General features: G+C 65.5%; 10 protein-coding genes and 2 pseudogenes. 7 read left to right on the forward strand and 5 right to left on the reverse strand.

The features are described from left to right. The first annotated feature begins 37 nt into the window (after positions 1–37). Positions 38–3,043, forward strand: coding sequence for a TonB-dependent receptor (locus tag ABE483_RS05900; RefSeq protein ID WP_346481328.1), 3,006 nt, complete (start codon positions 38–40; stop codon positions 3,041–3,043). Positions 3,044–3,184: 141 nt separating this feature from the next. Here ABE483_RS05900 and ABE483_RS05905 read toward each other — a convergent pair whose 3' ends face one another. Continuing rightward, positions 3,185–3,787 carry a TetR/AcrR family transcriptional regulator gene (locus tag ABE483_RS05905; RefSeq protein ID WP_019185113.1) on the reverse strand — a complete coding sequence of 201 codons (603 nt, stop codon included), beginning with the start codon at positions 3,785–3,787 and terminating at the stop codon, positions 3,185–3,187. A 139-nt stretch (positions 3,788–3,926) separates the two neighbouring features. On the opposite strand from ABE483_RS05905, the gene ABE483_RS05910 reads away from it, so the two are divergent. From ABE483_RS05910 to ABE483_RS05920, 3 genes are all read left to right on the forward strand, one after another. After that, a complete protein-coding gene (locus ABE483_RS05910; RefSeq protein ID WP_313212918.1) occupies positions 3,927–4,847 on the forward strand; it encodes an alpha/beta hydrolase in 921 nt (306 codons plus the stop codon). Further along, positions 4,844–7,321: an acyl-CoA dehydrogenase gene (locus tag ABE483_RS05915; protein ID WP_346463275.1), complete on the forward strand. Its 2,478-nt coding sequence runs from the start codon at positions 4,844–4,846 to the stop codon at positions 7,319–7,321. The genes ABE483_RS05910 and ABE483_RS05915 overlap by 4 nt, the downstream gene beginning before the upstream one ends. A gap of 64 nt (positions 7,322–7,385) precedes the next feature. Further along, entirely contained in the window at positions 7,386–7,856 is a 471-nt protein-coding gene (locus tag ABE483_RS05920; RefSeq protein ID WP_313219746.1) for a hotdog fold domain-containing protein, read from the forward strand. 87 nt (positions 7,857–7,943) lie between these two features. Here the strand turns inward: ABE483_RS05920 and ABE483_RS05925 are convergent, their stop codons facing one another. Both ABE483_RS05925 and ABE483_RS05930 read right to left on the reverse strand, forming a co-directional pair. After that, positions 7,944–8,300, reverse strand: coding sequence for a DUF1304 domain-containing protein (locus ABE483_RS05925; protein WP_313219745.1), 357 nt, complete (start codon positions 8,298–8,300; stop codon positions 7,944–7,946). 31 nt (positions 8,301–8,331) lie between these two features. Continuing rightward, positions 8,332–9,669, reverse strand: coding sequence for an MFS transporter (locus ABE483_RS05930; RefSeq protein ID WP_313210512.1), 1,338 nt, complete (start codon positions 9,667–9,669; stop codon positions 8,332–8,334). A 169-nt stretch (positions 9,670–9,838) separates the two neighbouring features. Between ABE483_RS05930 and ABE483_RS05935 the strand changes: the two are divergent. The 3 genes and pseudogenes from ABE483_RS05935 to ABE483_RS05945 all read left to right on the forward strand — a co-directional run. After that, a pseudogene (locus ABE483_RS05935) lies at positions 9,839–11,462 on the forward strand (choline dehydrogenase). 165 nt (positions 11,463–11,627) lie between these two features. Then, positions 11,628–13,022 (forward strand): serine hydrolase domain-containing protein, encoded by a 1,395-nt coding sequence (locus ABE483_RS05940; protein ID WP_313210510.1) that lies wholly within the window; start codon positions 11,628–11,630, stop codon positions 13,020–13,022. A gap of 260 nt (positions 13,023–13,282) precedes the next feature. Continuing rightward, positions 13,283–13,762, forward strand: a pseudogene (locus tag ABE483_RS05945) (hypothetical protein); the annotation flags it as partial. 924 nt (positions 13,763–14,686) lie between these two features. On the opposite strand, the gene gcvH reads toward ABE483_RS05945, so the two are convergent. Both gcvH and gcvT read right to left on the reverse strand, forming a co-directional pair. Then, positions 14,687–15,082: a glycine cleavage system protein GcvH gene (gene gcvH / locus ABE483_RS05950; protein WP_123730439.1), complete on the reverse strand. Its 396-nt coding sequence runs from the start codon at positions 15,080–15,082 to the stop codon at positions 14,687–14,689. A gap of 98 nt (positions 15,083–15,180) precedes the next feature. Further along, positions 15,181–16,293 carry a glycine cleavage system aminomethyltransferase GcvT gene (gcvT, locus tag ABE483_RS05955; protein WP_313219742.1) on the reverse strand — a complete coding sequence of 371 codons (1,113 nt, stop codon included), beginning with the start codon at positions 16,291–16,293 and terminating at the stop codon, positions 15,181–15,183. Between the last annotated feature and the right edge of the window lie 56 nt (positions 16,294–16,349).

Below are 16,349 nucleotides of genomic sequence, written 5' to 3' on the forward strand. Positions count from 1 at the left end.
ACACGTTGCACCCAAGTCAACTTGGAGAGAGAGCCCAATGAATCGCAACAGCAACAAACTGCGTGACGCCGTCGTCCTCGCGCTGATCGCCAGCGCTGCCGGCACCGGCAGCGCCGTCGCCCAGGAAGCCACTGGCACCACCAATCTGGACCGCATCTCGGTCACCGGTTCGCGCATCCGCCAGGTTGACGTCGAGACCGCGCAGCCGGTGCTGACCATCTCGCGTGCAGATATCCAGAACCAGGGCTTCAGCTCGGTCGGCGACATCCTGCAGAACATTTCGGCCGCCGGTAGCCCGAACTTCAGCCGCGCCTCGCCGCTGACCTCCAACCAGGAAGCCGGTGGTCAGTACATCGACCTGCGCAACCTGGGCGCACAGCGCACGCTGGTGCTGGTCAATGGCAAGCGCCTGGGCATCAGCCCGGACGGCTACCAGGACATCTCCATCATCCCGACCTCGATGGTCGAGCGCATCGACGTGCTGAAGGACGGCGCCTCGTCGATCTACGGTTCGGACGCGATGGCCGGTGTGATCAACATCATCACCCGCAAGAACTTCGACGGCCTGGAAGCGAACGTCTACAAGGGCCAGTACAGCCAGGGCGATGGCGAGAAGGAAACCTACGACTTCGTCATGGGCTTCTCCGGTGACCGCGGCTCGCTGACCGTCGGCGCCGAGTACCACAAGGAAGAAGGCGTGTGGGCCAAGGATCGTCCGTTCACGGCCGACACCTACCCGGATTGGGATCCGGCCTCCTCGCTGACCCCGGTCGGCCAGTACGGTAACTACAACCGCTTTGCCAACCAGTTCAACCGCAATGCTGCGGGCGCGCTGGTGCTCAACGCCCAGGGCAACCCGGTCCGCCGCAGCGCCGGCTGGTCGGTCGCCAATCAGGGCAGCGATGCCATCGGTGCCAACGACTTCCACCCGCAGACCGCTGCGGATCAGAGCCGTTCGTCCGATCAGATGCACCTGCTGACCCCGCTGGAGCGTCGTTCGCTGTTCGTCAGCGGCAACTACGACATCACCGACAACGTCCGCTTCACCACGGACCTGTCCTACACCAAGCGCCAGTCGCAGCGTCAGATCGCCGGTTACCCGCTGCAGTCGTCCGCCTTCGGCGTGCCGATGGCCGGCGCGGTCTATCAGACCAATCCGGATGGCAGCCGCACCCTGGTCAGCAATGGCAGCTACTTCAACCCGAACGGCAATCGTGACCTGTACCAGGCCGACGTCGCCAGCTTCGTCGATGCTGATGGCAACCCGCTGTACTCGCAGACCAACGACGTCGACTTCCGTCGCCGTGGCTGGGAAGTCCCGCGTACCACCGATTCGACCCTGACCACCTGGCGTTTCGCCGCGGCACTGGAAGGTTCGTTCGAAATCGGTGACCGCTTCTTCAACTGGGATGTCGGCGCGCTGTACAACGAAAACGACAGCCTGCTGATCAACAACGGCAACTTCTACATCCCGGCCGTCGCCGCGGCTGTGGGTCCGTCGTTCCTCAACTCCTCCGGCCAGGTCGTCTGCGGCACCCCGGGCAACGAGATCGCCGGCTGCGTGCCGTGGAACCCGTATGCCGGCTACGGCGCAGGCAGCGACCAGTACTCGTTGGGCGATCCGAACGTGCAGAACTACCTGTTCCGCGAAGAACACGCCACCGGCAAGACCACCACCCACAACTACTTCGCCAACCTGTCGGGCACCATCGTGCCGCTGCCGGCGGGCGACCTGGGCTTCGCGGTCGGCTATGAATACCGCAAGGAAAGCGGTGCGTTCAACCCGGATGCGATCGCCCAGTCGGGTGACTCGACCAACCTGGCGTCCGGTCCGACCAAGGGTTCCTACGCCCTGGATGAGTTCTACCTGGAATTGAACATCCCGATCCTGGCGGATCTGGCGTTCGCCAAGGAACTGACCCTGGACGTGGCCACCCGTTACTCGGATTTCACCAGCTTCGGTGACACCACCAACAACAAGTTCGGCCTGAAGTGGCGTCCGATCGACGACCTGCTGGTCCGTGCCACCTATGCCGAGGGCTTCCGCGCCCCGACCATCGGTGATCTATACGGCGGCACCTCGCAGACCTTCCCGACCAACTTCGTCGATCCGTGCGACAGCGTCTACGGCGACGTCCGCGGCAGCGCACGCTGCGTCCAGGATGTCGGCCAGGGCTACCGCCAGCTGTCGCAGGGCTTCGTCCCGACGACCGGCCGTGCCGCACAGAGCCCGGTGCCGTTCAACTCCGGCTCGAACCCGAACCTGACCCCGGAAACCTCCGAGTCCAAGACGGTCGGCTTCGTGTACAGCCCGAGCTACGTCACCGGCCTGAGCGTGGGTGTGGATTGGTGGAGCATCCGCATCGACAACACGATCGTCAGCGACAGCCCGAACCTGATCATGGAAGACTGCTATGTCCGCCTGATCGAATCGCGCTGCTCGATGTTCAGCCGTGACCCGAACAACGGCAACATCGTGGGCACCCTGAACTACGGCAACCGCAACGCCGGTTACACCGAAACCGAAGGCTTCGACTTCGACATCAGCTACAGCCGTGACACCGATTTCGGCCGCTTCTCGGCCAAGTCGTCGACCACGTACGTGGGCAAGTACGAAGAGAAGTCCACGGACGATGTGGACGCCGTGCCGTCGCAGAACAATGGCTTCGGTGCATTCTTCCGCGTGCGCTCGAACCTGGGCCTGGGCTGGAGCATGAACGACCTGTCGGTCAACTGGAACGTGCGTTACTTCTCCGGCACCAAGGAAAGCTGCCGCTTCGCCACGCGTTGCACCCTGCCCACCTACAGCGCACCGGATACCCTGGGCGTGATCTCGCCGCAGACCGAGCTGGGCGCAGTGACCTTCCACGACGTGCAGGTGTCCTATGCCACCCCGTGGAATGCCACCGTCGCCGTGGGCGCCAACAACGTGTTCAACAAGGTCGGCCCGATGATGACCTCGCAGCCGAGCTCGAACTTCTCGTACTACGGCGGCTACGACATCGGTCGCTTCCTGTACATGAAGTACTCGCAGAAGTTCTGATCGATCCACTGATCAACAACGTCTGATGCAACGGCCCCGAAAGGGGCCGTTGTTTTTTGTGGCGACGCGCGGCCCCGTCCAACGGCCGCATACAAAAAAGGCCGCGTTTCCGCGGCCTTCTGCTTGCCTGCAGCGATCAGATCACCCCAGCGGGATCAGCGTCTCGATCACGTGCTCGACATAGGCCTCGAAATCTTCGCGGGCCTGTTTGGGCTGCTGCAACTGCAGCGACAGCTGCAGGAAGCCGACATAGGCGGCATAGGCCAGGCGTGCACGGTGCTGCGCATCCGTGCGGCTGAGGCCGGCCTGGCGGAACGAGGCGACCAGGTACTCCAGGCGGCGATGCGAGACACGGTCGATGACCGGGCGCACCATCGGGTGATCCAGCGCCTTGAGCAGTTCGCTGTAGATGATGTGCGGCTGCACTTCATGCGCCACCACCTGGAACAGCTGGCGCAGGCGTACGCGCGGGTCGGTCACATCGGCCAGGCTGCCGAACACCTGCTCCTGCTCGAACAGCTCCCAGCGCTCCAACGCGGCCTGCAGCAACGCATCGCGCGAGGGGAAGTGCCAATAGAAGCTGCCTTTGGTGACACCCAGGCGCCGCGCCAGCGGTTCGACCGCAACCGCGCCCACGCCTTGTTCGGCAATCAGATCCAGTGCGGCCTGGGCCCAGTCTTCGGCACTGAGGCGGCTGTTGCGGCCGGCACGTGGCTCGCCGGCGGAAGCTTCGGGTTCATTCATAGGTGGATTTAACCATACGCCGGGGTTGGTTGCAGTACGTGAATGCACACAGGGGCGCCTGGAGCCTCGCCGCACAAGGGATGTCCCCACCATACTCCCAAGTATTGACATCGCACAGGGCAGGTCCATACTAGCGAGTATGGTCACTCCTTCTTCTACTCTGCCCCGTTTTGACGATGAGCGACTGACCGGCGCGCACGACGCCGTGCTGGCCGCCACCCGGTCGGGCCCGGGGCGTCGCGGCACCGTGCTGTTCGCCCACGGCTTCGGCCAGACCCGGCATGCCTGGAATGCCACCGCGGCCGCGCTGGTCGACGCCGGTTACCAGACCCTGTCCTACGACGCACGCGGCCATGGCGATTCAGACTGGAATCCGGCCGAACGCCCTTACCACGGCGAACAGTTCGCCGATGATCTGATCGTGCTGGCCGGCGAGCAGGCGCAGCCGCCGATCCTGATCGCCGCCTCGATGGGCGGCCTGTTCGGTTTGCTGGCCGAGTCGCGCTGGCCGGGCCTGTTCTCGGCGATGGTGCTGGTGGACATCACCCCGCGCTGGGACACCGCCGGGGTCGAAAAGATCCTGATGTTCATGACCGCACACCCCGACGGCTTTGCCTCGCTGGCGCAGGCGGCCGATGTGATCTCCGCCTACCTGCCGCACCGCCCGCGCAAGTCGGACGATTCCCTGCGCGCGTTGCTGCGCGAGGACGGTCACGGCCGCTGGCGCTGGCATTGGGACCCGCGCCTGGTCGCCGAACTGGCGCGTGACAGTGAACACCACCAGGACGCGCTCGCCGACGCGGCGCGCCAGGTGAAATGCCCATTGCTGCTGGTCAGCGGTGGCCGCAGCACCCTGGTCACCCCGCAGACGGTGGCCGAGTTCCTCGCGTTGGTGCCACATGCACGCCACGTGCAGCTGCCGGAGGCCACGCATATGGTCGCCGGTGATGACAACAACGCCTTTACCGCTACTGTGTTGGACTATCTGGACGTGTTGCCCTCGGCCTCCGCCGTCGCATCGTCCGCCATTACCGAGCACGTCACCGGAGCACGCTCATGAGCATTGTCGTTCCCTTCCTCGTCGTCCTGTTGGCAGGTGCGTTCGTCGCCTACCACCGGATGCGCCTGATCACCTGGACGATCATCAGCCTCGTGCTGCTGGCCGCCTGCTGGTTCATCCCGTACGTCAACCAGACCGCCACGATCGTGGCCGCGGCCATCGTCGCCGTGATCGCCGTGCCGCTGCTGCTGCCCTTCATCCGCAAGCCGCTGCTGACCGCGCCGATGATGAAGGTGTTCCGCAAGGTACTGCCGCCGCTGTCGCAGACCGAGCGCATCGCGCTGGAAACCGGCTCGGTCGGTTTCGAAGGCGAGCTGTTCACCGGTGACCCGGACTGGAACATCCTGCTCAACTACCCCAAGCCGCAGCTCACCGCTGAGGAACAGGCGTTCCTGGACGGCCCGGTCGAAGAGCTGTGCAAGATGGTCAACGACTGGGAAATCACCCACGTCTACGCCGACCTGCCGCCGGAGCTGTGGAGCTTCATCAAGAAGAACAAGTTCTTCGGCATGATCATTCCGAAGGAATACGGCGGCCTGGGCTTCAGCGCGCTGGCCCACCACAAGGTGATCCAGAAGCTGGCCTCGGTGTCGAGCGTGGTCAGCTCCACCGTCGGCGTGCCCAACTCGCTGGGCCCGGGTGAACTGCTCAACCATTACGGCACCCAGGAACAGAAGGACCAGTACCTGCCGCGCCTGGCCGATGGCCGTGAAGTGCCCTGCTTCGGCCTGACCGGTCCGTTCGCCGGCTCGGACGCCACCTCGATTCCTGATTACGGCATCGTGTGCAAGGGCGAGTGGAACGGCGAGCAGGTGCTCGGCGTCAAGCTCACCTTCGACAAGCGCTACATCACCCTGGCCCCGGTGGCCACGCTGATCGGCCTGGCCTTCCGCATGTACGACCCGGATGGCCTGATCGGCAGCACCCGCGACATCGGCATCACCCTGGCGCTGCTGCCGCGTGATACCGCCGGCGTGGAAATCGGCCGTCGCCACTTCCCGCTCAACTCGACCTTCCAGAACGGCCCGATCCGCGGCAAGGATGTCTTCATCCCGCTGACCCAGCTGATCGGCGGCGCCGAGAAGGCCGGCAAGGGCTGGAACATGCTCAACGAGTGCCTGGCCGTCGGCCGCTCCATCACCCTGCCCTCCACCGCCAGCGGCGGTGCCAAGGCCGGTGCGGTGGTGACCGGTGCCTATGCCCGCATCCGCAAGCAGTTCGGCCTGTCGGTCGGCCGCTTCGAGGGCGTGGAAGAAGCGCTCGCCCGCATCGGTGGCAAGGCTTACGCGATCAGCGCGCTGTGCCAGGCCACGGCGGCGGCGGTGGACCGCGGCGACGTGCCGTCGGTGCCGTCGGCCATCGCCAAGTACCACTGCACCACCATGAGCCGTGAAGTGATCTCGGACGTGATGGATGTGATCGGCGGCAAGGGCATCATCCTGGGGCCGCGCAACTTCGCCGGCCGCAGCTGGCAGGCCGCGCCGATCGCGATCACGGTGGAAGGCGCCAACATCATGACCCGCAGCCTGCTGATCTTCGGCCAGGGTGCGATCCTGTGCCACCCGTGGGTGCTCAAGGAAATGAAGGCCGCGCAGGATCCGGACACCCGCGCCGGCCTGCAGGAATTCGATCGCAGCCTGTTCGGCCACATCCGCTACGGCATCTCCAACGCCGTGCGTTCGTTCTGGTTCGGCCTGACCGGTGCCCGTTTCGGTGCCGCCCCGGGCGATGCCTACACCCGCCGCTACTTCCGCAAGCTGGACCGTTACTCGGCCAACCTGGCGCTGATGGCCGACATCTCGATGATGACGCTGGGCGGCAAGCTGAAGTTCAAGGAATCGCTGTCCGGCCGCCTGGGCGATGTGCTGAGCCACATCTACATGACCAGCGCCATGCTCAAGCGTTACCACGACGAAGGCGCCCCGGCCGCCGACCAGCCGCTGCTGGCCTGGGCCTTCCATGACAGCGTGCACAAGATCGAAGAATCGCTGTCGGCCGCCCTGCGCAACTTCCCGGTGCGCCCGATCGGCTGGCTGATGTGGGCGCTGATCTTCCCGTTCGGCCGCCGTGCCGAAGCCCCGGGTGACCGCCTCGGCCACCGCGTGGCCGCGCTGCTGATGGCGCCCAACGAGGCCCGCGACCGTCTGGCCAGTGGCGTGTTCCTGACCCCGTGCGAGAACAACCCGGGTGGCCGCATCAACAGCTACCTGTCCAAGGCGATCATGGCCGAGCCGGTGGAGCGCAAGTTCATCAAGGCGCTCAAGACCAAGGGCATCGAGGCGCTGGACTTCGTTACCCAGCTGGACGAAGCCGTGGCCGAAGGTGTGATCACCCAGGACGAACGCACCCTGCTCGAAGAGCTGCGCACGCTCACCCTGGAAACGATCACCGTGGACGACTTCGATCCGGAAGAACTGCGCTCGGCGGGCTACTACAAGCGCCAGCAGAAGGACGCGCAGTCGCAGGCCGCGTGATTCCGGCCACCAGGTAAACCACAACGGCGGACTTCGGTCCGCCGTTTCTTTAGGGAGCCCCCCGATGTCCGCTCCACTGCTCACGCTTTACCGCCGCATGCAGCGTTGGCCTGCCGGCAACTGGCTGTTCTCGCGCGCGGTGTGCGTCAAGGCGCCCTACTTCGCCAGCATCGCCCCGCGCATCACGCTGCTCGAACCGGGCCGCTGCGAAGGCCGCATCGCGCACCGGCGCAAGGTCACCAACCACATCGGCACGGTGCACGCGATCGCGCTGTGCAACCTGGCTGAGCTCACCGCCGGGCTGATGGTGGATGCGTCGCTGCCCAAGGGCATGCGCTGGATCCCGAAGGGCATGGAGGTGCAGTACCTGGCCAAGGCGACGGGCACCCAGTATGCCGTGGCCACGCCGGAGCAGCCGATCGTGGCGGCCGAGGCGGGTTACGCGCTGCCGGTGAAGGTGCAGGTGCGCGATGACGCCGGCACGGCCGTGTTCGAGGCACGGATCGCCATGTGGGTGTCGCCGGTCAAGCGTTGATCGGTGCCGCGCAGCCACCCATGGGGTGGCTCTGCATCCGATCCGTCTGTCGCAGGGTAGCGCCACGCCATGCGTGGCTGGCACCTGTCAGGCCGGCACCATCCACCACGCGGCCACGGCCAGCATTGCCGGCACAGCCTGGATGAAGAAGATCCGCTTGTTGACGCTGTACGCGCCATAGCAGCCGGCCACGATCACGCAGCCCAGCATGAAGTTGACCAGCATCGGCAGGTGATCGAACAGCCCCCAGAACAGGCCCGCGGCAAGGAAGCCGTTGTACAGCCCTTGATTGGCCGCCAGGACCCGCGTGGCCTGCGCCTTTTCCGGCGTATTGCGGAAGGTCTTCAATCCCAGCGGCTTGGTCCACAGGAACATTTCCAGGACCAGGAAATACACGTGCAGCAGGGCGACCAACAGGGTCAACGACAGCGCGATCCAATACATGGGCTCAGGTTCCTGGAAGACTGCAGAGAGCTTACTCCGGACGCTCGCCCGGCAGCTTCTTTTCCTCGCGCAGTAGGCCCAATGCTGCGACGGTCATCGCCCCGGCCACGACCAGCCCACCAACGAACACAATGTGCGAACCGAACAGGGACAGTCCCTTGTGCACCCAGGCGAAGGTCAGATCGCCACCGCGGTAGACCACGGTGTCGATCGCCGCGCCGGCCTTGTAGCGCCACTGGCGGTCCACACGGGTGTAGATCGTCTCGCGCGCCGGTTTGGCCAGCGAGAATTCGCTGGCGCGGGTCATGACCTGCACCATCGCCACCATCAAGGGCAACGGGGAGGCCGCCAGGATCGAGAACCCGATGATGATCGCCACGCCGGGAATCAACAGCGCCGGGGCGATCCCATACCGCGACAGCAACCAGCGCGTGAAGCCAAGCTGGATGATCAGGGTCAGCGTGTTCACCGCCAGGTCCACGCGTGAAAAGAACGCCGTGCTTGCCGCTGCATCGGGGTACAGGCGGCGCACGATCGAGGCCTGCTCGTTGTAGAGCATCGTGCCTACGCCCACGCCGAACAGCACCATCAGCGCCAGCCAGCGCAGCATCGGCTCACGCACGATCAGCTTCAGGCCATCGAACACGCTGCCGCCCATCGGCGTCTCACCGGAAACCAGCTGCCGCTCCTGTTCGCGTGCCACCGCCCACAGCCGCAGCCGCCAGATGCAGCCCAGGCAGATCAACAGGAAGCCGGCCGAGACCAGCATCAGATTGGCGATGCCGACCCGCTGCACCAGCGCCGAGGTGATGATCGGCCCAAGGAATGCGCCGATCGTCCCGGCCGCGCCGAGATAGCCGTAATACGCGCGCGCCTCCACGTTGGAGAACACGTCGGCCATGAAGCTCCAGAACACGGCGACCGCGAACAGGTTGAAGACGGTGATCCAGAAAAAGAACGCCATCCCCCGCCCGGGCACGCCGGTCTCGAACATCACGTAGAAGCCGAGCAGGGTGACAATGAAGAACCCATACACCGCCGGCAGGAACACCCGGCGCGGATAGCGGCTCACCAGCGCGCCGTACAGCGGCTGCAGCACCAGCATGATGAAGAACACGCAGGTGAACAGGAACTGCAGCACGAAGTCCTGCAGGGCGATCCCGTGCCCGGCGAACCACTGGATCAGCGGCAGCGGAAACACGGTCTGCAGATCCGACGAGGCCGCCATCGCTTCGCGCACCGGGCGCAGGACGTAGTAGCCGCTGAGCAGGCAGAAGAAGTACAGCGAAGCCCAGATCAGCGGCGGCGAACGCCGCCACGCACTCAGCATCCCACCGGCTGCCGTGCCGGTCCCGGTCGCCGCGGTCATTGCCCGCTCTGCGCGGACAGGGGGCGTTGCAACGGCAGCATGTGGGGAACTCCGGGCGTCGAAGCGCGCAAGGTAAACGATGCACCGCAACATCGCCAGCCTCCGTCACGCCCATCGGCGCAACGCTGCGTGGCGCACCCCGCAGCCCCTGCCTGCCCCAACCTGTCTTATGCTCGGTGCGCACCCCGGCAAGGAGCGGCATGTACGACTACATCGTGATTGGAGCCGGTTCTGCCGGCTGCGTGCTGGCCCACCGGCTCAGCGAAGACCCGGCCTGCCGGGTACTGCTGCTGGAAGCGGGCCCGCGCGATACCAACCCCTTCATCCATATGCCGGCCGGGTTGGCGCGGCTGGTCAACAACCGCCGCATCAACTGGAACCTGGAGACCGAGCCGGAGCCTGCACTGGAGGGCCGTCGCCTGTGGTGGCCGCGCGGCAAGGTGCTGGGGGGCTCGAGTTCGATCAATGCGATGTGCTACGTGCGCGGCGTACCGGCCGACTACGACGACTGGGAAGCGGGTGGCGCCATCGGCTGGGGCTGGGACCAGGTGCTGCCCTGGTTCCTGCACAGCGAGCGCAACAGCCGCGGTGCCAGCGCGCTGCACGGCGCCGCAGGACCGCTGTCGGTGTCCGACCTGCGCCACCACAATCCCCTGTCGGCCGCTTTCATCGCCGCCGCACAGCAGGCCGGCCATCCCCACAATGCGGACTTCAACGGTGACCAGCAGCTCGGCGTCGGGCTGTACCAGGTCACCCAGCGCGACGGTGCACGGTGTTCGAGCGCGGACGCCTATCTGCGCCCGGCACGCCACCGGCGCAACCTGACGGTGCTCACCGGGGCGCAGGCGACCGCGCTGAGTTTCCAGGGCACGACGGCGACCGGCGTGCACTATCGGCGTGGCGCGCACCACCTCCACGCACGCGCGGGCGCGGAGGTGATCCTCAGCGCCGGCGCCATCCACTCCCCGCACCTGCTGATGCTCTCCGGCATCGGCGAGGCGGACACGCTGCGCTGCCACGGCATCACCCCGCGCGTGGATCTGCCCGGTGTCGGCCGCAACCTGCAGGACCACCTGGACATCTGCACCGTCGTGCACACCGGCCCGGGGGTCAGCTACGACCGCAGCAGCGAACTGCGCATCGCCGTGGACTACTTCCTGCGCGGCCACCGCGGTGCCGGCACCAGCAACCTGGCCGAGGCCGGCGGCTTCGCCCGCTCGTCGCTGGCTACGGAGGCCCGCGCCGACATCCAGTTCCATTTCGTCCCGGCGATGCTGGACAACCACGGCCGCCACCGGCTGCCGGGCGATGGTTATACGCTGCATGCCTGCCCGCTGCACCCGCACAGCCGCGGGCAGCTGCGCCTGCGTGATGCCGATGCGCGCTCACCGCCGCGCATCCACGCCAACTACCTGGGTGACGCCGCCGGCCACGATCTGAAGATGATGCTTGAATGCGCCCGGCTGTCGCGCAGGATCCTGCAGCAGCCTGCGTTTGACCGCTGGCGCGGCGCGCCGGTGTTCCCCGCGCACAACGCGCTGGACGACGCAGCATTGGAAGCCTTCATCCGGGCCAAGGCCGAGACCATCTACCACCCGGTCGGGACCTGCGCGATGGGGCAGCATGCCGAGGCGGTGGTCGATCCGGGCACCCTGCGCGTGCACGGCACCGAACGGCTGCGGGTGGTGGACGCCTCGGTGATGCCGCGCCTGATCAGCGGCAATACCAATGCACCGACCATGATGATCGCCGAGCGGGCCGCACACTGGATCCGGACCGCCGCCACTGCCTGAACAGGGGTGCGCTGGACCGCCCTCCCCCCGGCGCGCCGGATCCGCTCGGGATTGGCAAAACCCACGCGTTTTCAACGCGATACGCATTCATCTTCGATTCGTTTGTGCAATCACGAAAAGCGGCGCTAGAATCGGTCACAGCAGTCGCGCACGGGCACCCATACGATGAACCAGAACAACAGGCGCCGACCGATCCGTTCGGCGGCAACCGGGTTGTTGGGCATGTTGATGCCCATCGCCATGTCTTCCACTGCACAGACACCCGCCGCTGCGCCCGCCGGGTTCCCGGTCAACATCGAGGAATCGGCGCCGACCGCCGCCCCGCATACCCAGCCTGCCGCGTATCGCACCACGCCGGCCGGCCTGAAAGTGCAGCCGCCCGCGCAGGGTTTCAACGTGGCCTCGATCGAATCGATGGCGCAGCAGCTCACCTACGGCGAGCGCGTGCCGGGCATGGCGGTTGCCATCGTGCAGGGCGGCCGCGTGCTCAGCGCGCGCGGCTACGGTGTCACCGACGTCAACAATCCACAGCAGGTCGATGCCCACACCGTGTTCCGCCTGGCCTCGTTGTCCAAGGCTTTCGCCGGCACCATGGCCGGCCTGCTGGTCAACGATGGCACCCTGCGCTGGGACAGCAAGGTCACCGACTACGTGCCCGGCTTCCAGTTGAGCACGCCCGAAGCAACCGAGCGCCTGACCGTGGCCGATCTGCTCAGCCACCGCGTCGGCCTGCCCTACAACGCCTATGACCGCGACGTCGAAGCCAACGCCGAGTACTACACACTCACCCACAAGCTGGCGGCCACCTCGCTCAAGTGCCTGCCCGGCGATTGCTACGCCTACCAGAACGTGGCCTTCAGCCTGATCGGTGATGTGGTCTACGCCGCCTCCGGCAGCTTCTACGAACAGTCCGTCGAGCGTCGCCTGTTCAAGCCGCTGGGCATGGATGATGCCAGCCTTGGCCTGGCCGGCATCCAGGCCAGCTCGCGCTGGGCGCGCCCGCATGTGCGCAGCCGCAATGGCTGGGTCGCGCTCACGCCCAAGCCGACCTACTACCGCCTCGCCCCGGCCGCCGGCGTCAACGCCAGTGCCAGCGACATGGCGCAGTGGCTGCTGGCACACACCGGCCATCGCCCCGACGTACTGCCCGCTCCGTTGCTGGCCACGCTGCATGCCAGCCTGATCAGCACCCCCGGTGAGATGCGCTCGGGCTGGCGCCGCGAGCGCCTCAACTCGGCCGGCTACGCGCTTGGCTGGCGCACCTTCGATTACGCCGGCCATGAAGTGATCTTCCACGCCGGTGCCGTCCAGGGCTATCGCGGCCTGGTCGCCCTGGTGCCCGAGCGCGACCTCGGCATTGCCATCATGTGGAACGGCGAAAGCAGCCTGCCCAGCGGCCTGCTGCCCACCGTACTGGACCAGGCCATGGGCCTGCCGACCCAGCGCTGGCTGGACGTGGACACCGACTTCGGCAGCGACAACCTGATGGCCGAAGACGCCGCCCCGCAAGGCAAGCGCAAGGGTGTCTCGTCGAACCGCGCGGTCGCTTCACCGCGCTGATCCCGCCCGCAGGTGGCATCGAAAAAGGCGGCCGGATGGCCGCCTTTTTTTTGGTTTTTTGGTATCGCCCATAAAAAAACTCCTTCCCCGCTGGGCTGCCAGGGAAGGAGTCTCAGGTACGGCTATCGGGAAAAACTCAGATCAGCGGTGCCGGGGTTGCCGGCAGCGCGACCGGCGCGGCCTTCTTCTTGCGAACGGCCGGCTTGCGCTTTGCGACCTTCTTCACTGCCTTCTTCGCGGATGCCTTCTTGGCCGGAGCCTTGCGGGCAGTCGCCTTCTTGGCGGTGGCCTTCTTGGCTACCTTGCGGGTGGCCTTCTTGGCGGTCTTCTTGGCAGCCTTCTTCGGAGCGGCCTTCTTGGCTACCTTGCGGGTCGCCTTCTTGGCCGTCTTCTTTACCGCCTTTTTCGCGGTCTTCTTGGCAGCTGCCTTCTTTGCAGTCTTCTTGACGGCTTTCTTCGCCGTCTTCTTGACGGCCTTCTTCGCCGTCTTCTTCACTGCCTTCTTTGCGGTCTTCTTGGTCGCAGCCTTCTTTGCCGTCTTCTTCACGGCCTTCTTGGCCGTCTTCTTTACGGCTGCCTTGCGAGCGGTCGCCTTCTTGGCCGCCTTCTTCACCGTCTTCTTGGCAGCGGCTTTCTTGGCTACCTTCTTCACGGCCTTCTTGGCAGTCGCCTTTTTAGCGACCTTCTTGGCTGCCTTTTTGGCGGCCGGCTTTTTCTTCGCAGCTTTCTTGGTTGCCATGGGATGGCTCCTCGTCAGTGATCTATGGAGTGGAAACGCCCAGGTAAAGCAAACCCGCCGTTGCTGCGTCGCGGGGACCGCCGTCGCGTCATGCGCGTCGTGACGGATACGGAGACACCTGCCACATGCGGCCAGGCAGATATCGGATCAGGAAGGGTCTTGCGGTTCGCTGAAGGAAGCGAAGCCATCTCCACCGTCATCGGACGCGAGGTGGATGTCCAGGTTGTGCTTCGCGACTTGATGTCGATTCTGCTCACTCTGTTCGCAGGCAAGGTCTGCTGAGGCGAAACCTAATCACGCTTTTTTTCACTGTCAACAACCCCGGCGAAAAATTTTCACACCGGCACCCTGCCGCGGCCCCCTCTGCGTACCCGTCATCGAGCCGACGAGAGCGCCATGCCAACGCCACCGCGAACACCCCACGCAACCGAACACAGGCAACACAGAAAAGAAAAGCACTTAAAAGAAGCACTTTCGTGTAGCGACATCGCAACAACGCCGTGCGCCGTCCTGCAACGCCACGCGCGCATCGCATGCCACCACCCCTGCCACAGGACTCCCCGTGCGCACCTTAAACAGACCGCAAAACTTTTCACATCTGCCCGCGCTTTTTTCCACCCGATTTGCGTAACTGCGCAAACTTTTGACCGTTCGGGACCGACACGTTCGCGCCTGGCGTTCGCCGTTGAACATCGCCGCACGTCCGCCGGGATACCTGTTCGGCATGCCATTGGCGCGTCGGCGCAGACCAGATCGCCGGCGCGCATCGGCACCGAACCGATCGTCATGAGCCAGCCGTCGCGATCATCGCCCATCGCGCGCGCACTGCAATCCTCACGCACTACTAACGCGATCGGCGCGCGCCCGACGCGCGGGCAAAAAAAAACGGCCGCACCGGGCGGCCGTTCTTCAGCGGAAACGACGATCAGTGATCTTCGTTTTCCAGCAGCTCGGCGTAGTCGTCCGGACCCAGCAGGTCGTTGACTTCGTCCAGGCCCGCCACTTCGACGACATAGATCCAGCCGTCGCCGTAGGCGTCTTCGTTGATGGTTTCCGGCTTGTCGCTCAGGGCCGAATTGACCTCGACCACCGTGCCGGTGATCGGGCTGTACACGTCCGAAGCGGCCTTCACCGACTCGACCACGGCAGCCTGTTCGCCGGCCTTGACCTCCTGGCCAACCTCCGGCAGTTCAACATAGACCAGGTCGCCAAGCAGGCCCTGGGCGTGGTCGGAAATACCGACGGTGACGCGGCCGCTGCCTTCAACGCGTGCCCACTCGTGGGACTTGAGGAATTTGAGGTCGCCGGGGATCTCGCTCATGGGACTGCTCCGAGGAATATCAGGGGGGGTCAAGAAACGGGGGTAGTGTAACCAACCGGCGCGGACACGAACGCGTCCGCACCGGATACATCACGGCATCAGCCGTCGATCAACACGCCGGGCTGGGCCTGGCCTTCGCGCACGAACGGGAACTTCACCACGCGGACCGGAATCTGCTTGCCACGGATATCCACGCGGACCTCGCCCAGTTCGCCGCCCGGCACGCGGGCGAACGCGATGCCCTTGCCCAGGGTCGGCGAGAAGGTGCCCGACAGGATCTCGCCCTCACCGCTGGCGGTGAGCACCGCCTGGCCGTGACGCAGCACGCCCTTCTCATCCATGACCAGGCCGATCAGCTGGCGGGCGTTGCCCGCCGCCTTCTGCGCCTCGAGCACGTCGCGCCCGATGAAGTCGCGGCCTTCGTCCAGTGCCACGGTCCAGGCCAGGCCGGCCTCATAAGGTGTGATCTCCTCGTCCATGTCCTGGCCATAGAGATTCATGCCGGCTTCCAGGCGCAGCGTATCGCGCGCACCCAGGCCGGCCGGACGCACGCCGGCGGCGCTCAGCGCATTCCAGAAGGCGACCACGGCGGTCTGCGGCAGCAGGATCTCGAAACCGTCTTCACCGGTGTAGCCGGTACGCGCCACGAACAGCGCGGTGCCGTCGGCGGTGGCGGTCTCCAGGGCAGCGAAGCGGCCCAGCTTTTCCAGCGCGGCGCGGTCGCCCTCGCCCAGCAGGCCGATCACGCGCTCGCGTGCGGTCGGGCCCTGCACGGCGATGATGGCCAGCTCTTCGCGCTCGATGACCTCCACGTTGAAGGCTGCCGCCTGCTCGCGGATCCAGGCCAGGTCCTTTTCGCGGGTGGAGGCGTTGACCACCATGCGGAAGAAATCGTCAGCCATGTAATAGACGATCAGGTCGTCGATCACGCCGCCGCGGGCATTGAGCATGCACGAGTAGAGGGCCTTGCCGGTGGCCTTGAGCTTGTCCACCGAGTTGGCCAGCAGCGTGCGCAGGAACGGCTTGACCTGCTCACCACGCAGATCCACCACGGTCATGTGGCTGACGTCGAACATGCCGGCATCGCTGCGCACCAGGTGGTGCTCGTCCAGCTGCGAACCGTAATGAATGGGCATGTCCCAGCCACCGAAGTCGACCATCTTGGCGCCGAGTGCGCGGTGGGTATCGTTGAGAAGCGTCTTCTGGGTCATGACCGGTTCCGGGGGAATGAAGGCAAGCCATCATTATCCCAGAACCGTCTTCACAA

Origin of the sequence: Stenotrophomonas sp. TWI602 (genome assembly GCF_039674045.1) — a bacterium.
Lineage (GTDB): Bacteria > Pseudomonadota > Gammaproteobacteria > Xanthomonadales > Xanthomonadaceae > Stenotrophomonas.

Excerpts from the sequence above, each read along its gene's own strand:
- ABE483_RS05900 (WP_346481328.1), top strand. The coding sequence starts at position 38 with ATGAATCGCAACAGCAACAAACTGCGTGACGCCGTCGTCCTCGCGCTG.
- ABE483_RS05905 (WP_019185113.1), bottom strand. The coding sequence starts at position 3,787 with ATGAATGAACCCGAAGCTTCCGCCGGCGAGCCACGTGCCGGCCGCAAC.
- ABE483_RS05910 (WP_313212918.1), top strand. The coding sequence starts at position 3,927 with ATGGTCACTCCTTCTTCTACTCTGCCCCGTTTTGACGATGAGCGACTG.
- ABE483_RS05915 (WP_346463275.1), top strand. The coding sequence starts at position 4,844 with ATGAGCATTGTCGTTCCCTTCCTCGTCGTCCTGTTGGCAGGTGCGTTC.
- ABE483_RS05920 (WP_313219746.1), top strand. The coding sequence starts at position 7,386 with ATGTCCGCTCCACTGCTCACGCTTTACCGCCGCATGCAGCGTTGGCCT.
- ABE483_RS05925 (WP_313219745.1), bottom strand. The coding sequence starts at position 8,300 with ATGTATTGGATCGCGCTGTCGTTGACCCTGTTGGTCGCCCTGCTGCAC.
- ABE483_RS05930 (WP_313210512.1), bottom strand. The coding sequence starts at position 9,669 with ATGACCGCGGCGACCGGGACCGGCACGGCAGCCGGTGGGATGCTGAGT.
- ABE483_RS05940 (WP_313210510.1), top strand. The coding sequence starts at position 11,628 with ATGAACCAGAACAACAGGCGCCGACCGATCCGTTCGGCGGCAACCGGG.
- gcvH (WP_123730439.1), bottom strand. The coding sequence starts at position 15,082 with ATGAGCGAGATCCCCGGCGACCTCAAATTCCTCAAGTCCCACGAGTGG.
- gcvT (WP_313219742.1), bottom strand. The coding sequence starts at position 16,293 with ATGACCCAGAAGACGCTTCTCAACGATACCCACCGCGCACTCGGCGCC.